Source organism: Pedobacter sp. ASV1-7 (genome assembly GCF_040203335.1).
Taxonomy (GTDB): Bacteria; Bacteroidota; Bacteroidia; order Sphingobacteriales; family Sphingobacteriaceae; genus Pedobacter.
The window spans coordinates 449,144-471,910 of the sequence record NZ_JBEHBV010000003.1 but is presented as its reverse complement, the minus strand read 5'-3'; the positions used below and the strand labels follow the sequence as shown (position 1 = coordinate 471,910).

The window sequence follows — 22,767 nt, the reverse complement described above, 5'->3', positions numbered from 1 at the left end:
ATGACAAATCAAGACGCATACATAGTAATTGATATTGGTACAGGAAATGTAAGAGTGGCTGTAGCTACGACCTCAGGTGAAATCCTGGGTTTAGCACGTGAAGATTTACAAAATCAAAAAGATTATAACTATCCGGACGCTCTATTCTTTAATCCAGATGACTTGTGGGATCAGATCATAAGACTAACCAGAAAAGTATTAGCTGAAATACCTGAAATAAGAATTCTTGCTTTGACAGCTACCAGTCAGCGTGAAGGGGTAGTGCTGATTGGTAAAAGTGGAGAATCCTTAATTGGTCTCCCGAATATTGATCATAGAGGTAGGGAATGGGAGGATATGATTGCTGACAAAAGTGAAGTTTATCAGCTAACAGGTCGTTATCCTACTTCTTTATTTTCTGCATTAAAGATTGTCGGTATTAAAAACAGGTTGCCAGTGTTGTGGAATGAGTTTGCTACATTTTTAAGTATCAGCGATTGGGTGGAATATAAGTTGAGTGGGGTTTTACATTATGAGCATTCCCAGGCATCAGAGACGATGTTGTATAATGTCGAAAAACACGATTGGTCGGATAGGTTATGTGCGGTTTTTGAAATTGAGCGATCAATCCTACCAAAATTAATATTGTCTGGAACGGTAATCGGACAGATTATAGCAAGTGAGGCTGCGGCTTTTAATATTGATGTGGATGCTCAGGTAATTGTTGGTGGTGCAGATACTCAATTAGCTGTCATTAGTACACAACCCTTAGAGAATGATGTGGTTATTGTTTCAGGAACAACTACGCCGATTATCAAAATTACAAGCGAATATGTTACAGATGACCAGGAACGTACCTGGACCAACCGACATACCGACGAACATAGCTTTATTTTAGAAGCCAATGCTGGTGTTACTGGTTTAAACTATCAACGTCTAAAGGAAATCTTTTACCCAAAAGAAGGATATGATGTGATTGAAGATGAGTTGCAAGAAATTACACATTTTCAATGTCTGGCTTCATTAGGTTCACTGCTGGCTGATGAAAAAACTCCTTTAACACGTGGTGGTTTTATTTTTGATGCACCAGTTTCCCATCTGTTAACGCGTGGGAGTTTTGTGTGGGCAACTTTATGGGATATCGCCTGCAGTATCAGGGAGAATTATAAAAGCCTTTGTGAGGTAACTACACATGATCAGGATTATATATGGGTCTGCGGAGGTGGTGTGCAAAGCCGGACATTGAGACAATTTATTGCTAATCTAATTCAAAAAAGAGTAATTATTCGTAAAAGCTATCGGCAATCATCCGTTATTGGTGGAGTGTACATTTGTAATAAAGCTTTAGGAAAAGCATTTATCGAACCACTTGTGCAGGAAGAAGTGTTTCCAGAGAATAATGAGCAGCATCAAGGGTTGTATAATGAATGGAAGAAGACCAGGGCTTCATTTACAGAAATCTTCAGTTAAATATGGTCTCGTATTTTATAGGAATAGATGTTGGTACCCAGGGAGCAAGGATCGTACTACTGGACTCTACTGGAGTCGTTGTGGCTGGATCAGCTAAGGTATTTACGCTTGATGAGCAGTCAAGGGAGGAGCAGTCGCCTGGCCTTTGGTGGCAGGCTTGTTTGGCTTGTTTCAAGGAACTGACTGATGCTGTTAGAGGGAAACTTGACTTTAATAATATTATAGCAATGGCTGTGACTTCAACGTCTGGTACGGTTATTCCGCTCGATAGTAACAATGTTCCTTTGCATAATGCTTTGATGTATAGTGATAAACGATCTGTGGAGCAAGCTGAAAAATGTACTTCGGCAGCCTTGAAATATCATCATTCTGGTTTTACAGGTTTTAATACTTCAAGTGCTCTTGCTAAAATGGTTTGGTTTGGGGATACTTATCCAGATAAAGTAGTTAAAATTCACAAATGGATTCATGCTGCCGATTATATTACTGGTATGTTAACTGGGAAATGGGGGTATACAGATTATACGAATGCTTTTAAAACAGGTTATGATGTGAGTAATTATGAATGGCCTGATTATTTATTTACTCATTTACCATTAAAAAAAGAATGGCTTCCCGAAGTGCTTCCTTCCGGAACAGTAATAGGAACTTTGAACGGAGAGATTGCAACCAGAATTGGACTTCCTGAAAATATTAAGGTTACTGTCGGCATCACAGATGGCTGCGCGTCGCAAATTGCATCTGGTGCTGTTAATCCTGGCGATTGGAATACCACTATTGGTACTACAATGGTAATAAAAGGAGTAACTAAAAATGAAATCGTGGATGATAAGGGGCGTATTTATAGTCATAGACATCCTTCAGGTTATTGGATGCCGGGGGGGGCAAGTAATACAGGAGCCGATTGGGTGACTAATGAATTTGGTGAGCAATTGGAATCGCTAAACAAGGCCGCAGAGTATTTAATACCTACTGGTTTACTTTCCTATCCGTTACGACAAAAGGGGGAGCGCTTTCCTATGCTTGCACCACAGGCGATTGGTTTTGAAGATGAGGGGTTGTCAATGGAAGAGAGATTTACTGCTAATATGGAGGGAGTAGCATATCTGGAGCGGTTTGCTTTTGAATTGATTCAGGATTTTGCCAATGAGAAAGTAAATGCTGTTTTTACTGCGGGTGGAGGAAGTAATAGCGAGGTGTGGCTTAAGATACGTAGTAACGTACTGAATCTGCCGATTTACAAAATGAAGGAGATCTCGGGGGCAGTTGGTGCTGCAATTTTGGCCGCTTCTAACACTTGCTTTTCTTCGCTTGAAGAAGCTGTAGAGTCATTGACTGTAATAGATAGAGAAGTTAGACCAGAGCAAGATCTTGTTGCGAGGTATGAAGAGAATTACCGTCGTTTTTTAGGATTGCTGTTGGAAAAAGGATATATTAAAAAAGAAGAGATACATGCTTAATGTTTATTTGTTACGCCATGGGGAAACTGCATACAATGCAGATGGCAATCGTTATTGTGGGAGAACGGATATTGATCTAACTGAAAAAGGTAGGCAGCAGGCTAATTTGGTAAATAACCAGCTTAAGGGGATGTTTTTTGATGCCGTTTATTCTTCTCCATTAAAACGTGCTTTATATACCGCTGAAATTGCTTCTGGTTTAAAGACGATTCAAACGGATGTTCGGCTTATTGAAGTAGATTTTGGTGGATGGGAAGGTAAAACAAAGGAAGAGTTTATTGAAGAAAACGCTATCCTATGGACTGATTGGATGAATGATCCTGAATATATTAGAGCAGGTGGTACGGGCGAAACAGCAGGGAATGTAGTTTCAAGGGTAGATGATTTTTATAAGGAAATGTTAGGAAAATATCCTCAAGGAAATATTCTGGTAGTTGGCCATAATGGGATAAACAGACTCTATCTGGCATATAAGCTTGGGATGCCTTTAAAGCATTATAGACGCATAGTACAGGAGAATTCTTCTATTACCATGTTTACTCTGGACGAGAATGGAGAACTTAATCTGAAGCTTTTAAATAGTAATATCTAAACGGGAAAGTAGATTTTATGGAATTCATGAAATTTGTGCATCATATTTGCAGAACACAATTAAATGAAATATAACATGATTAAAAGTATCAATTCCAAAGTTATTTTAACGCTCGTTTTAATGTTTGGTTTTTCTCTTGCTTCTAAAGCAGAAGTGATTAAAATGATAATTAAAGAAGATCTGGCTAGTTGTACAGGAGTAGCACCTATGACCTGTATGCAGGTGAAATATAAAAATAGTAAAAATTGGGAGCTGTTTTATAGTCAGATCTCTGGATTTAAGTATAAACCGGGATATCGCTATATTATACTTGTGGATCGTACAAAAAGAAAAAATGTTCCTGCAGATGCCTCTATGTATGAATACAAACTTAAAAGGGTTGTACAAAAAACAAAGGTTAAAGTAAAGACAAATACAGCCTGGGATTATGTCCTGAAGCACAAATGGAAGTTAATTCAAATGAATGGAGTGACACAAACGTCCTCTCCGGTGTACATGACATTTGATGGAGAAAAGAATCGTGTGGCAGGGAAATCAGGATGTAACACTTTTTTCGGTGGTTATGATAAAAGAGAGGATACACTTATTTTCAAACAAATGGCAGGAACAATGATGGCATGCAGTGAAGAGCTAAATAAACTAGAACATCAATTTCTGACCTTAATAGGTGATAAAACCTTTAAATTCGACGTTGCTGACCAGACTTTAAATCTTTATCAGAATAATAAACTAGTATTAATGTTTGGAACTGCTGCACTTTAATGACGCAGCTCCGTTACGAAACTAGTTTAATTATTCATCAAGGAAAGAAACGCAATCACTCGCAAGTACTCTTAACCGGGAATTCAGAGTGGCTAATTGCTGTAGCTCTTTAATACAGTATTATTATTTGTGATTTTGTAAAGTCAATTGATGTAATTAACTTCATTATCTGGATCAACATATATCAGATTGGAAGATGCTATAAAAGGACTTGTTCCTCATGTTTTGAGTTTTATTGTTAGCGAATATTGCAAGTATGGTTTTTTACTAGCTTACGAAAGGGACCTGTCTGATTTGAAAGGGCTTGTTAAACCTGATTCTATTTCATCAGAAGATTTTGAATTGCTTGAGGTGGTTGATGATCCAGCTGTAAAGTTATTACTACGCTCAATAGACAAGGTTATCAATTGTTCAAAAACTTTTTTTCTGATCAATAATCTTGATGAGTTTGAAGTCATGGAAAATGATGAGTATAATCAGCTCGCATCCGACAACTATCACATTTATATCTTTGATTGGGAAAACAAGAGTTATCAAGATGTACTGATTAACTTAAATGCAGTATATTTTACCATTGCCAGATTACTTTATCATACAGCAAGTCAATTACGACTTAATGAAATTGAACTACCCGATGAGTTTTATGATGATGAGTTTCTGGATAAGTATGAAGAGTTGCTGGAACAGAAAGTTTATTCGGCTGATAAAAATGTAGCGTTGTTATATGATCTTATAGCAGATTTGAATTTAGATCTACTTGATTTAGACCGTTTACCTTAATGAGTCTTGTATTTAATTGATATTATTATCTTTGGCAATTCTAAATACCATAATAAAATGTCAGATCAAAAAAAAGAAATATTCGATAGTGTAGCACAACGTTTGAAAATCGAGGGCTTTAATGTTGTTAACCGTGATGAGACTCGTCCATGGGGTGGTTTTTTTGTTATTGATGAAGAACAAGCTCAACAATTTGCCAATATTTACTTTGATAAACTAAATGTAGATGAATTAAAAATATCCGGAAAACTAAGTCCAAAGATTTTAATAGTTGCACCAAATACTAGACTTTCATGGCAATACCACCATAGACGTGCTGAAATATGGAGAGTTGTAAATGGAACAGTAGGAGTTAGTATAAGTGATACAGATGAACAGGGAGAAGTACAACAACTTGTCCCTGGCCAAACGATAAAACTAAAACAAGGAGAGCGTCATCGCTTAATCGGTTTAGACGACTGGGGTATTGTTTCAGAAATATGGCAGCATACTGATTTAAATATGCCTTCTGATGAGGATGATATTGTTAGGGTTCAAGATGATTTTGGACGTTAAGACATTTCAAAGTCATCTATATCTTTCATCAAAGCTATTTACAAACGATATCCGTTAACCTTTATATGATTATTTTAGCATTTTTTCTTTTACATTGGTTCCTTTCACTTTTTTCTCAAACTTTCTTTCTTCATCGTTATGCATCTCATAAGATGTTTAAGATGAACTCTTTTTGGGAAAAATTCTTTTATCTGGTTACTTTCTTGTCGCAGGGTTCTTCTTTTTTAAATCCTAGAGCTTATGCCATATTGCACCGGATGCATCATGCGTTTAGTGATACTGAAAAAGATCCGCATTCCCCACATTTTGTCAAGGATGTATGGGGTATGATGATTCAGACAAAAAATATTTATCTGAATTATTCTAAATACAATGTTGAACCAGAAGAGCAATTCAGGGATAACTATCCTTCCTGGCCGTTAATTGACAAAATCGGTGATTCTTGGGGAACGCGGTTTGTTTTTATTAGTTTTTATATTTGGTTCTATGTGACTTTCGCTACGGCATGGTGGATGTTCTTGTTATTGCCAATTCATTTTTTAATGGGACCATTACATGGTGCAATTGTAAACTGGTGTGGACATAAATACGGGTATTCAAACCATGATAATAATGATCATAGTAAAAACTCTTTACCCTTTGATTTTTTAATGCTGGGTGAATTATTTCAAAATAACCATCATAAAAAGCCCAATAGTCCAAATTTTGCATCCAGGTGGTTCGAGTTTGATCCTACCTATCCCTTAATGAAAATAATGCATTGGATGAGGATTATTAAAATTAGAAAGACATAAAAAAGGAGGGAAAATTTCCCTCCTTTTTTATGTCTGATATGTGTTTTAACTAAGTGGTGTTAAATATTGGGTATATGAATAGCCTTCTTCTCCCTGATCAGTTTTAATCATCCACCACTGATCATTTGCTTTACTTACCAGTGTTACTACTTCATTTCTGGCAGCTTTACCAACAATTTCATCGTTTGTACTTGGGCCTTTTCTAATGTTCAGGTTAGAGCTATTGGTAGTTACTTTAAGTTTTGCCCCTTCAGATATACCTGCAACACTGTTAATGTTCATGACTACATCTCCTGAAGAATAGTTTGGGTCTAACCGTTCATATGTATCCCATAACTGTTGTTTTATAGTGCCATTTGTTGCACCATCTATGTATAATACACCATCTTGTTCGCGCACATTTAGGCCATTCACGCCTGCGGAAGTAGCTGTGTCAATCAGTTCCTTATATTTATCTTGTAAAGCCATTTTTTATTCCTCCTTTATTTAATTACCAATTGCGTATTGTCTACTTTTTTAGGTTTTAAAGCTTGTAATGCCATCATCAATTTTTGAAGATTAGCTTTTTGAATTTCACCTTTTAAAGTAATTACTCCATCAGATACAGTGGAGCTAACAGTAGGGAAGTCTTTTGTTGCATCTTTAACAGCTGCTGTCAGTGGATCATCCAGAGCAATTGATACCGGAGCAGCAGGGGTTATCGTTAGGTTGTTTATTACTGATTTTACTCCCATTATACCAGCGGTAGCTTTTTCAAGATCATTTTTGGCAGTTTCATCAGCAACTTCACCTGTTAATGTGGCTACGCCTTTGTCAACTGTGACGGTTGTTCCTAAGGCCGAAGGTTTGGTCTGTAACAGTGTTTCAATCGCAGCTTTTAAGTCAGCGTCCTTTGGCTTATTTTTGCAGCCTGTTAAAGTCGCAGTCATAACGGAAAGCACGATTATAGCGGCGATCAATTTGCTTGTGATTTTTTTCATAGTTGAAGAAGATTTTGATAATTAATGTTAATTCATTAATCTACTACAAGTTATCAAAAAAAAATAACAAGTTCTATTAAAATAACATGCAGAAATTATGACTTTTTGCTATCGAAAGATGTTACTTTAAAAGGTGAATAGAAATTATATTCTGTTAGCAATAAGATTATTAGCACTAACAGAATGTTATTTCGAGAAGAAGTATCAAAACTGCGTTGTTCCCTGAATATTTATTTGATTAACGATTATCGAAAATACCTGTCTAGATTTGATAAGTATAAATTAACGTAATCAAAATATCATGAGACAATTAAAGATCGCTCAAAGCATTACAAACCGTACAGAGGATAGTATTTCCAGATATCTTATGGACATTGCTCAAATAGAATTGCTTCATCAGGAAGAAGAAGTGATTCTGGCAAAAATGGTTCAGAATGGTGATACGCATGCCATGGAAAAGTTAGTTAAGACTAATCTTAGGTTTGTTGTTTCAGTAGCAAAGCAGTACCAAAATAAAGGCATGGCACTTTCAGATCTGATTAGCGAAGGGAATTTGGGATTAATTAAAGCAGCACATCGCTTTGACTATACTAAGGGATTTAAGTTTATTTCATTTGCAGTGTATTGGATCCGACAAAGTATTATTCAGGCGATATCTGATCAAAAGCGCGTGGTGAGGTTACCAGGAAATCAGATCAACGATATGCAGAAAGTCTCAAAGGCAATGATTAAACTTGAACAGCATTTGGAACGTATGCCTACCATTGCTGAGCTTGCTGAAACTCTTGAGTTATCTGAAGAAAAGGTCGCGGATATTTTGTGCAGCGGTAGTAATGCTGTATCTGTTGATGTGCAATGTAGTTTAAGCGCCGAAACAACACTTCTTGATGTGTTGGCTAATCAAAATTCATTAAATCCAATAAGTCAATTGTATATAGATTCTTTATCTATAGATATGATTAGGATGTTAAATAGATTGCCTGAAAAACAAAAGTTAATTATAAAATACTTCTATGGGATTGATGGTTTTCCGCAGTTAAGTTTTGATGATATTGCCTTTGAGATGCGATTAACTTCTGAGCGGGTGAGGCAATTAAGGAACAAGGCTATTGATAATTTAAAGAAGTTTAGTAAAGTTAATATGACCATAGAGTATCTTCAAAACTAAAGAAGCCACTGATAAACTGTGGCTTCTTTAGTTTTGAAGAAGATTTTATTTTTTAGACCATTTTCTTCCTCCATAAGGAGTCTTTTTTGCTCCACTAAGATTAGGCTGACGTTCAGTTCTTTCGGTTCGAGGTCCTCTTTCAGGACGAGCAGGCCTGGAAGGTTTTGTTTTCCCTTTGCCTTTCGCAGCTGCAGCACCAGACATTAGGCTTTGCCAGCTCATTGCATAAGGATGGTCTTCTGTGACAGGAATTTTTAATCCAATTAGTTTTTCGATATCGTCTAGAAATTCCTTTTCCTCAGGATCACAAAACGAAAAAGCTGTACCACTTAATCCTGCCCTACCAGTACGGCCAATACGGTGTACATAAGTTTCAGGGATGTTTGGTAATTCGTAATTAATTACATGTGCCAGTTCGTCCACATCAATACCTCGAGCTGCTATATCAGTTGCGACTAAAATACGGGTTGTTTTTGCTTTAAAGTTCGTTAATGCTCTTTGTCTTGCGTTTTGAGATTTATTGCCATGGATTGCCTCTGCTTTTATTCCTGCTTTAATCAAGTCTTTAACAATGCGATCTGATCCATGCTTTGTTCTTGCAAAAACCAAAGCTGTTTCTATGGCTTTGTCTTTCAAAATATGCATTAAAAGGCCTCTTTTATCACTCTTTTCAACAAAGAAAATCTGTTGTTGAATCTTTTCTGCAGTTGAAGATATTGGTGTCACTTCTACTTTTACAGGATTTGTAAGAATGGTATTAGCCAGTGATTGTATTTCTTTAGGCATGGTTGCCGAGAAGAATAGCGTTTGTCTTTTGAGAGGCAATTTGGCAATTACTTTCTTTACGTCGTGAATGAAGCCCATATCTAGCATTCTGTCAGCTTCATCAAGTACAAAGATCTCGATATCCTTTAGGTTTATGAAACCTTGGTTCATCAAGTCTAATAAACGTCCTGGTGTTGCCACGAGGATATCAACACCTCTTTGCAATGCATCTGTTTGCGCTTTTTGTCCAACACCGCCAAATATTACCAAACGTTTTAGCGGGAGATTTCTGCCATAGGCTTTAAAGCTTTCTTCAATTTGTATAGCCAGCTCACGTGTAGGTGTTAAAATTAATGCTTTGATTGCTTTATGTACCTTGGTATTGGTGTGTGGTTTACTTAGCAGTTGCAGCATAGGAATTGCAAAAGCAGCAGTTTTTCCAGTTCCTGTTTGCGCGCAGCCTAGTAAATCTTTGCCTTGTAATATGGATGGAATAGATTGTTCTTGTATTGGGGTAGGTTGTGTATAACCTTCTGTTTGCAGCGCATTTAGAATAGGCTCAATCAGATTTAATTCTTTGAATAACAATATGTTTGTTTTTTAATTTAAAATATATAATAACAAAAAAACTTGTTTTTATGCAAATGTACATATAACTTTCGGCTTTTGCTTATTGGCTATTTTTACTTATAAATGTGTATTTGTTGAAACTTTGTGGTTGATTAGCATGCATATTAGCTTAAATTTGTAATTCTACTCTACTCAATACATCATATGGCAGAACCGAATTATAACGAAGACAGTATACGCTCTCTTGATTGGAAGGAACATATCAGATTACGTCCAGGTATGTACATTGGTAAACTGGGAGATGGTTCTGCTCAGGATGATGGGATCTATGTATTACTTAAGGAGATTGTAGATAACTCTATTGATGAATTTGTAATGGGTTCAGGTCGTACCATAGAAATTACAGTTTCTGACCAGAAAGTAAATGTAAGGGATTATGGACGTGGGATACCTTTAGGAAAAGTTATTGATTGCGTTTCTAAAATTAATACCGGGGGTAAATACGATAGTAAAGCTTTCCAGAAATCAGTTGGATTAAATGGGGTAGGTACTAAAGCTGTAAATGCATTATCTACAAACTTTGTTGTACAGTCTTATCGCGATAACAAAACAAAGAAAGTCGAGTTCTCTAAAGGTGAAATTGTTGTAGAAAATGATATTATTGATACAACGCAACGGAATGGAACTGCAATAACGTTTTATCCCGATGAAACTATTTTCAGAAATTATCACTACATCCCGGATTTTGTAGAAAGTATGATCTGGAATTATGTCTTCCTTAATGCGGGGTTGACGATTAATTTTAATAATCAGAAGTATTTCTCAGAAAGGGGACTTTATGATCTGTTACATAAACATGCCGATGTAGAGAGTGTGCGTTATCCTATTATTCACCTTGTTGGAAATGATATAGAAATAGCTATGACACACGGACAGCAATATGGCGAGGATTACCACTCCTTTGTTAACGGGCAACATACGACACAAGGTGGTACACACCAAGCTGCATTCAGAGAGGCTGTAGTAAAGACAATCAGAGAGTTTTACAAAAAGGAGTATGATGCTTCAGATATCAGGTCTTCTATAATTGCCGCAATTTCTGTGCGTGTACAAGAGCCTGTATTTGAGTCACAAACAAAGACCAAACTGGGTTCTCAGAATATGGGACCTGACGGCCCGTCTGTACGTACCTTCATCAATGATTTTGTTAAAAAAGAGCTTGATGATTATCTGCATAAGCATTCTGATGTAGCGGATGCCTTACTGAAGAGGATTTTGCAGTCTGAACGTGAACGTAAAGATATCGCTGGTATAAAAAAACTGGCAAATGATAGAGCGAAAAAGGCGTCCTTACATAATAAAAAACTAAGAGATTGTAAGGTTCATTTCAATAGTACACATGATAAACGTTACGAAACTACATTGTTTATCACTGAGGGAGATTCTGCATCAGGGTCAATTACAAAATCAAGGGATGTAGATTGTCAGGCTGTATTTAGTCTAAAGGGGAAACCTTTGAATTGTTATGAACTAACCAAAAAAGTTGTTTACGAAAATGAAGAGTTTAATCTTTTACAACATGCTTTAAATATTGAAGATGGATTGGATGGTTTGCACTATAATAATATCGTTATTGCAACAGACGCTGATGTAGACGGGATGCATATTCGTTTATTAATGATGACTTTTTTCCTTCAGTTTTTTCCTGATTTGGTACGTGCAGGACATGTTTACATTTTACAAACTCCTCTTTTCAGAGTCCGGAATAAAAAAGAAACTATTTATTGCTATAGCGATGATGAACGTAAGAAAGCAATAGAAAAGTTGGGGAATAAGCCTGAAATAACGAGGTTTAAAGGATTAGGAGAGATTTCTCCTGATGAATTTGGATTGTTTATTGGAAAAGACATCAGACTTGACCCTGTAATATTAAAGGATCAGACTATTAAGAATCTTCTTGAATATTATATGGGTAAAAACACACCAGACAGACAACAACATATAATTAGAAATCTTCGGATAGAGAAAGATGAAGTGAGCAAAGAGGATGCAATGATTGATTCTGTTGAGGAAGAAGAGGTTGAGGGGACTGCTGAAGTAGCTTAATATTTAACATTATATATAGAATATATAGACGAATTGTAATTTTTTTGAATTATACTTGTAAACTGATCGATCCCCTATTGATACATTAGTTTAATAAGTTCTGCAGTGTAGCTGTGGTCAAAAAAAAAATTATGTCTCTTAGTGCTACAAAAAGATCTCCGATACGTTATTTTCTAATCGTATTTTTAATATTGATTCTATTTCTTTTTGCCTTTTTTTTATATCTAAGGTATCATAAGATGAATGAGTTGAAGCGTAATGCTACTGTACTTCTTCAGCTTAAGGAAGATTATTCAAAAATGGATAGTTGTATTTATACGCTATATCAGGCAGAGAATAATTCTCGTTTGTACGCTGTAACTGCCGACAGAGAATACATTAAAAAATTTTCCTTACAAATTCAGAAGGTTTCGGCTTATTTAGGAGAGTTAAGTATAAATGTTGATGAAAATGTACTGACTCCAGATCTTAAAGCCTTATTAAAGCAAAAACGACAAAAAACAGAAAACTATTTGAAACTAAGAAAGTTAACCGATAGCCTTGTTATTGGTTTTTCTCAACTTGGACTTGTCGAAAGGGAGGCTGAGGCTAAAATAGATCTTCCTGTTGCTAAGAAACAATTTAAAACAGTTACCAGTTTTGATACAATCAAACATCAACCCGCTCCAAATAAGAAGTTCTTTGGCAGAATTGCAGATGCCTTTTCTTCAAAGAAAAAGGATACTTCTTTAACAATCATCAAAACAGAACGGAATATTGTTGTTAATCAGGACGTAAGGAGCTTTAATAAGGAACAGATAAAAAGAATAGAAGCGTATTATAAACATCTTTATGCTAATGCAAATAAACTAAGAAGTGATGAAAAGGCCATTTTATTATTAAATAATAAGTTAGTCGCAGAAATCATTGGCATATTGCAAACATATAAGAAAGAAGAGATTTCTTATATGATAGATACAAGGACATTGTTGGGCAATGAGCTGCTGACAGATATTAGATCATTGGACTGGATTACAACTATTAATATTCTTTTACTGGTGAGCCTGGTTGTTATAATTTTATACAATATTACCAGATTGTATAAAAATGAAAAAGTACTGATTAACCTTGGAAAAAGAGCGTCCCAGGAGTCTCATTCAAAAAGTCGGTTTCTCGCTAATATGAGTCATGAAATTCGGACTCCACTCAATTCTGTAGTTGGTTTTTCTGAGCAACTAAGTCAAAGTGAACTGACAGAAGAACAGCTTGATCAGGTTAATGCGATTCGTAATTCTTCGGAAATGCTTTTGGCTTTAGTTAATGAGATTCTTGATTTTTCTAAATATGAGGTTGGGAAAATAAATCTGGAGAACACGCCATTTTTGCCAGCAGAGGAAATCATGGAAGTGTTTAATAGCATGAATGTTCTGGCAGTAAATAAAAACCTTGAACTGGAGAATAAGATTTCAGTAGAAAAAGGTGCATTGTTAATGGGAGATCGCTTACGTTTAAAACAGTTGGTGATGAATTTACTGACCAATGCGATTAAGTTTACGATGAGTGGAAGGGTAACTTTAAAAGTAAGCCTGGTTCCACATGGTAAAAAACATGCTACTCTGAAGGTCCAGGTTGAGGATACAGGAATTGGAATTGCTGCGGAAGATCTGGAGTTTATTTTTGATGAATTTTCGCAAGTATATTCATCAACTAAGCAGGGTACAGGTTTGGGCTTAGCTATTTGTAAAAAGATTGTTGAGCTGCAGGGAGGGAAAATAGATGTAACGAGTGTACTTGGAAAAGGATCAGTATTTAGTTTTGAGATTCCTTATGAATATGCTAAAATAAAAGAGAATGTACCAATAGAGGTAGTAGGCGAGCCTGCGGCAAAGGGGAAGCTTACAGGGAAACATATTTTGTTGGTTGATGATAATAAAATGAATGTCCTGCTTGCACAAACTGTATTGAAAAAATGGGAGATGGGTTTTGATTGTGCTTATGATGGGAAAGAAGCACTGGAACTATTTAAAAAGAATGAGTATGACCTAATTCTTACAGATATTCAAATGCCTGTAATGGGTGGGGTGGAGCTTACTCATGCAGTAAGGTATAATGGAGATTTTAGTAAATCCAGAATACCTATTTTGGGTATTACTGCGCATGTGCTACAAGAGGATCGAGAGGCTTACCTGAAGGCCGGAATGAACGATTTGGTATTGAAACCTTTTCTTGAACAGGAGTTAATAGATAAAATTACTAAATATATCTAAACAGTTATATTTTAGTGTCTTGGGGATGTTGAGGAGGTAATACGTCAACATCTTTTTCAATGACAACAATTTTAGTATGTACCGCATATTTACTAGGCATGATCCCTTTTGCATACCGTTCAGCATAAGCCTGAGTAAATTCGGCACCAAAGTATAGGATAATAGCTGTGTAGTAAACCCAAAGGAGAATTACAATTAACGAGCTTGCTGCTCCAAAAGCTGAACCAGGGTTTCCTTTTTCAATATAGATGCCGATTAGGTACTTGCCTAAACTAAATAATAAAGCCGTAAATAGTGCGCCAACAATTGCTGGTTTCCATTTAAGTTTAACATCAGGAAGTACTTTAAAAATTATAGTGAATACCGCTGTTACAGCAATCAATGTAATCGCATTATTTAAAATGCTAATGAGAAGAGTAGTGGTGCTATCTACCACAGGGAAGTATTCACTTATTTTACTATTTGAGATAAGGTAACCCAATCTATCGCCAATGGCTACTACGATACTGTTGATGACCAGTGATACCAGTAATAAAAATCCAAGTGAGACGATTAGCGAGAAGGAAAGCAATCTGTTGATAATTAGTTTTAACCAGCCTTTTTTGGGAACGGCTTTTACTTTCCAGATCAGGTTGATACTATCCTGGATTTCTGTAAAGATCGCTGTAGATCCAATTATTAGGGTAACAATACCGATAATTAGTCCTATTGTACTTTTTCCTGTCGTATTAGCATTGTTTACGAAAGTCTGAAGTTGAGCAGCAGCATCTGCACCTACAAGTTCACCAATTTCAGAGAAAAGCTCTTCTCTTGGATTAATTTCGACACTATTAGGATCAGGGCTTCCTAAAAATAAACTTGCTGCTGAGATGACAATAATAATGAGCGGAGTTAGTGAAAAAATGGTGTAATAGGCTAGTGCAGCACTGAGCTTCATTACCCGGTCTTCCATAAAACCTTTACCTGCAGCAATAAATAAATGAATAGTTGCCTTTACAAAATGTTTAGCTTTTTTAAAAAGTGTCATATTAAAACGGATATCCTATTCCAATGTTATAAATTAAGTTTTCTTTACGCCAATCTTTATTTCCAAAATCAACCTGGTCAATTACCCATCGTTTGCCTTCTGGAAGGTAAGGTTTACGGACAGGGAAAGCAACATCTAACCGGATAACAAAAATAGTAGCATCCAGACGAAGACCAGCGCCAGTACCAACTGCCATTTCTTTAAATGCATTTTTAAGTTTAAATCCTGATCCCGGACGGGCTGGGCTTCCGATTGGATCATCATCATCAGCAGGTGTTCCCATATCTTCTTTTCTAAGCCATACGTTGCCAGCATCAACAAATAAGGCTCCGTATAAAATACTAACCAGTTTAAATCGAAGTTCAGTATTTAACATGGCTTTTATATCTCCACTCTGATCTGTATAGGTGGCATCCTGGCCGGGCTTGAGGTAATCTCTATAGTTATAGGTACCAGGTCCTAATGAACGTGCGGGAAATGCACGGATATCATTTGTACCCCCGGCAAAGAATTGACGAACAAATGGTAAAGAAGAACTGTTTCCATATGAATAACCATAACCAAGGTTTAAGCGGTTTGCCCATATTACATTTTTGGTAACTTTAAAGTAATCCCTTAAATCTACTTCTAAACGGACAAATTGATTAATCGGAATACCAAAAACAGAGTTCTTTCCTGTACTGTTTTTAGAAGCGAAAAGTCCCCATGCATTTCCCCCCAATTCTAAACCACCATTAAAATAAATATTGTTTTTCTGCGAGGCATTCATTTGATCACTATACGTGAAGTTATAATTGCTTCCAATGATAAATTGTCTTTCTAGGTTTTTTTTCAGTCCTGGGTTTGCATCGAAAAGACTATCTCGATCTTTGGCAGTTACTTTTGAGGTTACATAGTTAACAGAAATAGGATTGAAAGTATGTTCTTTGTATTGATTCTCTTTCCAGTTGTATCCAAATTCAGTTTTAAAAGAATTAAGGTTATAGGAAGATCCTCTGCTCAGTAATTGATAGGAGACAGATGCTATGGTTTTAGGAATGAAATTATTAGTGCTATTTAATCCTCTGAAAGGAGTAATGAATCTAGGAAAAGTCAGTTTAGCTTCGGTGGTATAGGAGTAAGAATTTAATCCTTTGGCAACACCGCTAACCTGAGTTTCAAAGCCTCCACTGACACTTACATCCAGTTGTTCTGCACCTCTAAATAAATTACGCGTAGTTTGTGTCAGCTTAAGTTCTGAACCTACAAAGTTGTTTGATTTACTTGTACCGGTAACCGAGAAAGTAAGAGAGTTTTTCTTTAAAGGAGTTAAATAGATATTCAGATCTAACTGGTTGTTTTTAAAACTATCTATTGGAAGAAATTCAGCTTTAACCGCTTGAAAAACGCCGATATTAACCATCCGGTTCAATGATTTGTTGTGGTCTGCTCTATTGTAAAATTCGTCTTTCTTAAAGAAAACCAAGCGATCGAATAAACCAGGCTTAAAGGTGTTTCTTGGGTCATAAATACTAAAGTCCTTGTATTTTACAGGCGTAGAATTCCTTAATGCACTGTCCCTTCTCAAATTGTAATTTGGAAATATATTAATGTCATTTATGCTATATGGCTTTAGACTAGCATCAGGCGTAATATCTTTTACTTTAATTCTGATATCTACTAAGTGATTTCCAACAGTGCTATCTACTTGTAAAATAAGGTAATCCGGATTAAAATAGAAGTATCCTTTTTCTTTCAAATCATTGTCTATACGAATCCGTTCGTCTTTAAATGCATCAAGATCATAATTATTGCCAACCTTTAAAAGTGTTTTGTCCTTGTTTTCGTTTATGATGTTAGCAATACCAGAGCTATCCTTTGGAAAAGCGATACTATTGATTTTGTATCTCTCACCTGTATTTGCCGTATATACAGCTTTTCCTTTCTTCCCTTTAATTACTGTGTCACCGGTTACTTCCGACTGGAGATAGCCCTGACTAATAAGATAACTTTTTAGTACAGCATTGTTGTAAGGAATTTTTACTTCACTTAGCAATACAGGGGGTTCTCCATTTTTCCTGAGCCAGTTGCGTAATCCGCCCTTTGGTTTTGTTGGTTCACCGGCAAGATTGTAAATCCCGAGTTTAAATTTTATTCCCAATAATGATTTATTAGGCCTGGGACGGGTTTTACTCTCTAAATTTTCTTTCACCTCTTTCTGGTTATCGATTCTTGCCGAAGAATCCGGGTTTATTCTGATATCGGCTCCGGTATATAAGTATTGACCCGGCTTCAGACTTTTAGTCGTACTACAGCCAGCCCAGATTAAGCATGTAATTATAAATATACCGGATCTAGTTAGTTGTTTCATCTTTAGCCCTTTGTTCTAATCTTATTCTTTTCTTTTTGGAGAATTTCTGGAATACCTCTTTAAACTTATTGTAATCCACAACTAGCGCAAAGCCCAGTCCTGTTTCAATAATCTGCCCTTCTATTACACCTTCGTTTTGATTTCTACGATAAGCTCTTAGCCTATATCTGCCATCTCTTGATAGTAGATACTCAATATTCACATTTCCTGCAATATTTGTCGAGTTTTGACCTTGCTGCTCAGAGCCTTCCAGTCCAAACGAACTTCCAACAGTTACAATCAGTCTGTCACTTAACAGTTTTTTGGACAATCCGATCTCCAGATCAGTTTTTTGTTGCATTTGTCCACTTGAATAATCTTCTGATGAATTAAGATTGAAATTAATGTCAACTCCTTTTACCAGGCTTGAAGTAAGATTATTCAATTGCTCTGTAAGTAATTTACTTACACTCGATCTTGCAATAGTAGAGATTCCACCACCTCCACCTGCGAGGCTCTGGAATGGGTTGTCAGCAATAAAGCGTTCTAAAACAAGTAATGCGAATACTTGTTTGTTCAGTTCTCCATCATCAGTGTTTACCCGTTGTAATTTTGAATAAACGGAACCACCTAATGCACCACGTTCATTTTCAGGTAGGTCTAACTTAAATTTGATGATTGGCTTCATTAATTCACCTGTCATCATTAAATATACCTGGAAAGGAAGCTTTGTTTTGGCCATTTCCTGGCTTGGATCATTCAGCAAATCTATTGGTGCCGCATTTACATTATATAAAGCAGTTAGGTTTACGTTCGCGGCGGTAGGTTCACCTGTCCAGACAATACTGCTTCCTTGCTGTAATTTAAAGGATCTTTTTACAGGTCCGACAGTTAAGTTATAGCTACCATCAGAAATTTCATATCTGCCTGTTAAGCTGGTTTTGCCACTTGGGTCCATCGTTGCTGCTAATGTGGCCTGACCTTTTACTTTTAAAGCATCGCCGTTAGTTGGGTCAACAACTACATTTAATTCCGCATTTTCGTCTATGTTGATGGTTGCACTTAAATTAAGACCCTTTATTGGGGCTTTACTGATGGAATCTGCTGCTGTTAATTCTTTTCTGCCATCATAAGGCGGAGCATTGAAATCTACATATTGTACAATTCCTTCCTGATCAATAACTGATGGGTCATCGGGAGGCATGGCAAAGAAGAATTTAGTTTTATCCTCTACGCGAATATTCATGTCAACACTAGGTTGATTCAAATCACCACGAACTTTAATGGTACTGGTTAAAAAGACTGTTCCATAGATCATTTCATTGTCTTCTGCAGTTGAGTTTAAAGCTCTGAAATTATTGGTACGGATGTCCATGTTAAATTTAAAATCCCTATAATCTTTGGTTAAAATTCCTCCTGTAATTACTGCTTTCTGGTTTAGGGAATCCAGGATTGTAAATTTATTAAAGTTGATTCCATTATCGGTAAAGCTGATGGTTTCGCTTGGCATCCTGAAAAATGAATTAACATAAGCTACATTGAAACCAGCCTGATTGAACTTTAGATCTCCCAATACTTTGGGGGCATCCAGGCTTCCCTTTACTGATAATTGACCACTGATACTTCCTGTGCCATTTTTAATTTGTCCCATAGAAAGACTTTCAATAGCCTTTAAATCTATTTTGTCGATATTTAAGGTCATATCTAAAGCACTTTCAGGAGCTGTATAATAAAAGCCGCTGGCTCTTAATTCGTGAACACCAGATAAGGCAATATTGGTTTCAAAAGCATTTTCCGTATTGTTATTAATCGCAATGCGTAATGTCCCCAACATATCTTTCTGGTAGCGCAGCTGGTCTATAGTCAGATTGGCTTCAAATTTAGGTGAGCCTGTTAATTCTTTTACCTGAACCGTTCCATTAATAGCTCCGCCAGCTAAAGCACTATCTGCTTCAGCGAATCTCGTTAGTGTTTCTATCCTGAAGTCTTTAAAATCTATTTTAAGAGGAGCATTGGGCGTATTGCTTTCGCTATTGATGCTCAATAATTGTCCGCCATTACTTAGGTTAAACTGATTGGCCAATATGCCTGATTCCCCAAATTGAAAATAGTTTTCAGGAGCAACAGTCCATTTTTCATAATTTAACAATACCTTTTGTGGGTCAAAACTGAATTTGAAATCCTTGTTCATAGAACTGAATTGTCCACCTAGAACATATTTGTCTTTACGCTTTCTATCTCTCAGGAATATATTCAGATCAAGTAGATTATTTACAGCGGCTCCACTTATTTCATTATTAAAAAAAGCTAATGATGGACTTTGGAGGCTTTTGATGTTCAGCTTGTAATTTAATTTTTGATTATCATTATTAATGTTCAGTCTGGTGCTATCAACACTATAGCTTCCATAGGTTACTTGTGGGAAAACTGCATCTATGTTCATGCTGTCTTTTTTCGTATCGAGCAGACCTCGCATTCTTGAAGGGGAGAAGTTACTTAGTTCCGGCACCAGGTTTTTTAGAATTTTAGGATTGTAAAAGTTGACATAAAATCTAAAGCGCTGGTCAGGGATTTTGGTTATTGTTCCAAACTGATAGTACTTATTAATCTGATTAATCACTGCGCTGCCTAAATTGGTCAGCTGGTATTTTCCATCAATTTTTGCCCTTAGAAATTCTGATTTTAGAGTAAGTAAATTATGGTCTGCAGATGCTTCTGAGTGCACAATGATGGTGTCTACATTAAATTGCTGACCTTCTTTCACTACTTGCATTCCATTTACTGTAATATCTCCGTTCAGGTAATCAGGATCTGCAGTTTTTATATCTGCTTTTATCAATCCGGCTAATTTAAACTCAGTGGTGCTGAAGTTTAACTTTTGCAAATCAATTTGTTTTAGATCCACATTTCCTTTAACAGATGGATATTTGTCAGATATATTTACATGTGCAGTTAAAGCAAAATTTGCATTAGTATCTACCATACTGCTCTTCAGATCTAATTTTTGATTGGCATATGTGCCGTTTAAATTTAAATTTCGGTAGGTATATTTGTTATAATAGGCACTAACGACTTGTCCATTAACTGTTGCAGAAGCTTTTTTAGCATCAAGGCCAGCGCCTTTAACATTAGCTTTTACAGTAATTCTGCCTAGTTGTGGTTCCATTTTTAATAGTCTTCCAACGTTAAAGTTGTTTAAATTAATACTGGCTGTGTATCGCTCTTTACCCTTTGGACCTTGCATGTCTGCAATTAATTTTGCCGAACCCATATCTGTGTTGATATTAAATCCGGTATTAAAATTGGTTATAGATCCCTTAAACTTACCGTTAGCATTAATGGTATTGGGTAATGTAATATTGTTTGGAAGAGTAGTCTTTGGAATAACAACAAGTAAATCGTTTTTGGTTAAAGAGAATCGTTTGATGTTCAGGTCAAGTATAGCTTTATCAACATCTGGCAATCCTTTCGCAGTTCCACTAACATCGATATGTGTGCTCTTTAATCCATCAACTTGTAATTTTGGAATCACAAGGTTATTCATGTAACCGTGAGCCAGGGCTGTTATCTTTATTTTTTCATTGCGATAATTCTCTGGCAAAGCATCACTAAAATAGGCTGCATCTTTAAGCCCTATAGTTGTGTTTTTTACCTGAGCATATACTTTAACCCTTTCCGGATGCTTAGTCAGATCCTCCATTGAGGTATAATCGAGCTGAGTATTGTTTTCAATGCTCGTGTTGGGAGTTCTTACTATAAGGTTGTTTATTTTTGTTTGTTTTTGAGTATAGGATATATCGCCTTGTAGTTTCAATAATTCAAAACCGCTCTTTTCCTTTAGTTTGCCAGATTTTACATTTACCAGGATTCCAGCATCACTATAAGCAATTTTTTCTGCCTGCAAGCCTAGTTGTTTAATATTAAGGTGGTTAAAATCCATTCCTTTGACAGGCTTTTCTGCTAGATTATTGAAGATGATATTGTTATCTTCCAGGTTTATACTGTTTAGTAGAAATGAAATTCCTTGTTCCGCTGATGCTGTATCGGTTTTTACCTCGGGTTTAGCAGGTGGAGCAGGCTTAAAAGCAAATTGTACATCAGATCGGTTTAAGGATGCCTGACCTAGCTGGTATCTGCTGTTTTTTACATCTGCAATAAGCTTTGATAAGCTAAATTCTTTCAGGTTTACTTTAGCATTCATTTCTGAAGCTGAAGTTTTAAAGTCGACTTTACTGTCATTGATTTTTCCCTCCTCAATTTTATATTGGCTGTTGGTCAAGTCTACAAACAGCTTTGTTAATGCCAGGTTATTTAAATCAACATCAGCACTGGTTTTAGATAGTCGGTCATCAAATCCAATTTTTATTTTATTAAATGCAACATCTTGTATTTCTACCAAAGGGAGTTTACCAGATTCAGTCTTTGAAGTGTCAATACTTTTTTCAATTTGATTTTTTAATTGTGTTAGTGGTTTTTGCTGTAAGTATTTGACAGAAGTATTGTTTAGAGACAAGGTTTTGATTACGTAATGCTGATTATCAAGATCGAAATCTTTGATATTGGCTTTAAATTCTCCCAGTGATAGATTCATGTCGTTGCCCGCTACATCATCGCGATAAACAATTCCGATATCTTCCAGATTTATCTTATTGATCGAAAACTTTAGGGTAGAGGTAGTATCTTTTTGAACTTCTTCTTCTGGTTTAGCCTGCTCAGACATAAAAGCGTCTACTAAAAAAGAGAAGTTGAAAGAAGTGTCCGGATCAATACGCGTAACGTTTGCTCTTATTTTTTGTAATGTGATGTTATTAATTTCAACTTTGTTGTTTAATAGTTTAAATAAACTAATGTCCACAGCCAGTTTTTGGGCATATAATAAGGTGTCGCCCTTTTTGTCTTCAATATAAAATTTGTTAAGTATAATGTCTTTAGGTAGGCCAATCTTTATACTTTCAAGGCTGATTTCAGTCTTGGTCTTATTTTTAAGGTATGAGATCGCCTTGTCTTTAACGAAATTTTGAACAGCAGGAATGTTCAGGGATAAGGCAATTAGTATCACTAGCAAGAAAATGCTGGCAATAATCCACATTAAAATTTTGAGACTTTTTCGTATATATATATTCAAGGGACTAGATTAAATGTTTATATAAGCAAAATATTAACTAAAACCATGCCATCGGACAC

General features: G+C 36.1%; 16 protein-coding genes. 10 read left to right on the top strand and 6 right to left on the bottom strand.

Going from position 1 to position 22,767, the window contains the following annotated elements:
• From ABDJ41_RS09905 to ABDJ41_RS09875, 7 genes are all read left to right on the top strand, one after another.
• On the top strand, positions 1–1,449 hold the full coding sequence (locus ABDJ41_RS09905) for an FGGY-family carbohydrate kinase (protein WP_349785815.1): 1,449 nt from the start codon (positions 1–3) through the stop codon (positions 1,447–1,449).
• Positions 1,407–2,909 (top strand): FGGY-family carbohydrate kinase, encoded by a 1,503-nt coding sequence (locus ABDJ41_RS09900; RefSeq protein WP_349785814.1) that lies wholly within the window; start codon positions 1,407–1,409, stop codon positions 2,907–2,909. Before ABDJ41_RS09905 ends, ABDJ41_RS09900 begins: the two co-directional genes overlap by 43 nt.
• Positions 2,902–3,501: a histidine phosphatase family protein gene (locus ABDJ41_RS09895; protein WP_349785813.1), complete on the top strand. Its 600-nt coding sequence runs from the start codon at positions 2,902–2,904 to the stop codon at positions 3,499–3,501. The genes ABDJ41_RS09900 and ABDJ41_RS09895 overlap by 8 nt, the downstream gene beginning before the upstream one ends.
• Positions 3,502–3,576: 75 nt before the next feature.
• Positions 3,577–4,263, top strand: a complete 687-nt coding sequence (locus tag ABDJ41_RS09890) for a DUF4377 domain-containing protein (RefSeq protein WP_349785812.1) — start codon at positions 3,577–3,579, stop codon at positions 4,261–4,263.
• A gap of 189 nt (positions 4,264–4,452) precedes the next feature.
• On the top strand, positions 4,453–5,043 hold the full coding sequence (locus ABDJ41_RS09885; protein ID WP_349785811.1) for a hypothetical protein: 591 nt from the start codon (positions 4,453–4,455) through the stop codon (positions 5,041–5,043).
• 57 nt (positions 5,044–5,100) lie between these two features.
• Positions 5,101–5,598, top strand: a complete 498-nt coding sequence (locus ABDJ41_RS09880; protein WP_349785810.1) for a cupin domain-containing protein — start codon at positions 5,101–5,103, stop codon at positions 5,596–5,598.
• A 65-nt stretch (positions 5,599–5,663) separates the two neighbouring features.
• Positions 5,664–6,392, top strand: a complete 729-nt coding sequence (locus ABDJ41_RS09875; RefSeq protein WP_349785809.1) for an acyl-CoA desaturase — start codon at positions 5,664–5,666, stop codon at positions 6,390–6,392.
• 45 nt (positions 6,393–6,437) lie between these two features.
• Here ABDJ41_RS09875 and ABDJ41_RS09870 read toward each other — a convergent pair whose 3' ends face one another.
• Both ABDJ41_RS09870 and ABDJ41_RS09865 read right to left on the bottom strand, forming a co-directional pair.
• Complete coding sequence (locus ABDJ41_RS09870) at positions 6,438–6,860, bottom strand: SH3 domain-containing protein (RefSeq protein ID WP_349785808.1); 423 nt, start codon at positions 6,858–6,860, stop codon at positions 6,438–6,440.
• A gap of 14 nt (positions 6,861–6,874) precedes the next feature.
• On the bottom strand, positions 6,875–7,372 hold the full coding sequence (locus ABDJ41_RS09865) for a BON domain-containing protein (RefSeq protein WP_349785806.1): 498 nt from the start codon (positions 7,370–7,372) through the stop codon (positions 6,875–6,877).
• A gap of 301 nt (positions 7,373–7,673) precedes the next feature.
• Between ABDJ41_RS09865 and ABDJ41_RS09860 the strand changes: the two genes are divergently transcribed.
• Positions 7,674–8,540: a sigma-70 family RNA polymerase sigma factor gene (locus ABDJ41_RS09860; protein ID WP_349785805.1), complete on the top strand. Its 867-nt coding sequence runs from the start codon at positions 7,674–7,676 to the stop codon at positions 8,538–8,540.
• A 45-nt stretch (positions 8,541–8,585) separates the two neighbouring features.
• On the opposite strand, the gene ABDJ41_RS09855 is transcribed toward ABDJ41_RS09860, so the two are convergent.
• Positions 8,586–9,893: a DEAD/DEAH box helicase gene (locus ABDJ41_RS09855; protein WP_349785804.1), complete on the bottom strand. Its 1,308-nt coding sequence runs from the start codon at positions 9,891–9,893 to the stop codon at positions 8,586–8,588.
• Between the two features lie 186 nt (positions 9,894–10,079).
• Between ABDJ41_RS09855 and ABDJ41_RS09850 the strand changes: the two genes are divergently transcribed.
• Both ABDJ41_RS09850 and ABDJ41_RS09845 read left to right on the top strand, forming a co-directional pair.
• Positions 10,080–11,981, top strand: a complete 1,902-nt coding sequence (locus tag ABDJ41_RS09850) for a DNA topoisomerase IV subunit B (protein WP_349785803.1) — start codon at positions 10,080–10,082, stop codon at positions 11,979–11,981.
• A 239-nt stretch (positions 11,982–12,220) separates the two neighbouring features.
• On the top strand, positions 12,221–14,227 hold the full coding sequence (locus tag ABDJ41_RS09845; RefSeq protein ID WP_349785801.1) for an ATP-binding protein: 2,007 nt from the start codon (positions 12,221–12,223) through the stop codon (positions 14,225–14,227).
• Positions 14,228–14,231: 4 nt separating this feature from the next.
• On the opposite strand, the gene ABDJ41_RS09840 is transcribed toward ABDJ41_RS09845, so the two are convergent.
• The 3 genes from ABDJ41_RS09840 to ABDJ41_RS09830 are packed head-to-tail and all read right to left on the bottom strand — an operon-like array spanning position 14,232 to position 22,708.
• Positions 14,232–15,254 carry a YihY/virulence factor BrkB family protein gene (locus ABDJ41_RS09840; RefSeq protein WP_349785799.1) on the bottom strand — a complete coding sequence of 341 codons (1,023 nt, stop codon included), beginning with the start codon at positions 15,252–15,254 and terminating at the stop codon, positions 14,232–14,234.
• A gap of 1 nt (position 15,255) precedes the next feature.
• Positions 15,256–17,604 (bottom strand): translocation and assembly module lipoprotein TamL, encoded by a 2,349-nt coding sequence (gene tamL, locus ABDJ41_RS09835; protein WP_349785798.1) that lies wholly within the window; start codon positions 17,602–17,604, stop codon positions 15,256–15,258.
• Positions 17,588–22,708 carry a translocation/assembly module TamB domain-containing protein gene (locus tag ABDJ41_RS09830; RefSeq protein ID WP_502930329.1) on the bottom strand — a complete coding sequence of 1,707 codons (5,121 nt, stop codon included), beginning with the start codon at positions 22,706–22,708 and terminating at the stop codon, positions 17,588–17,590. Before ABDJ41_RS09830 ends, tamL begins: the two co-directional genes overlap by 17 nt.
• Between the last annotated feature and the right edge of the window lie 59 nt (positions 22,709–22,767).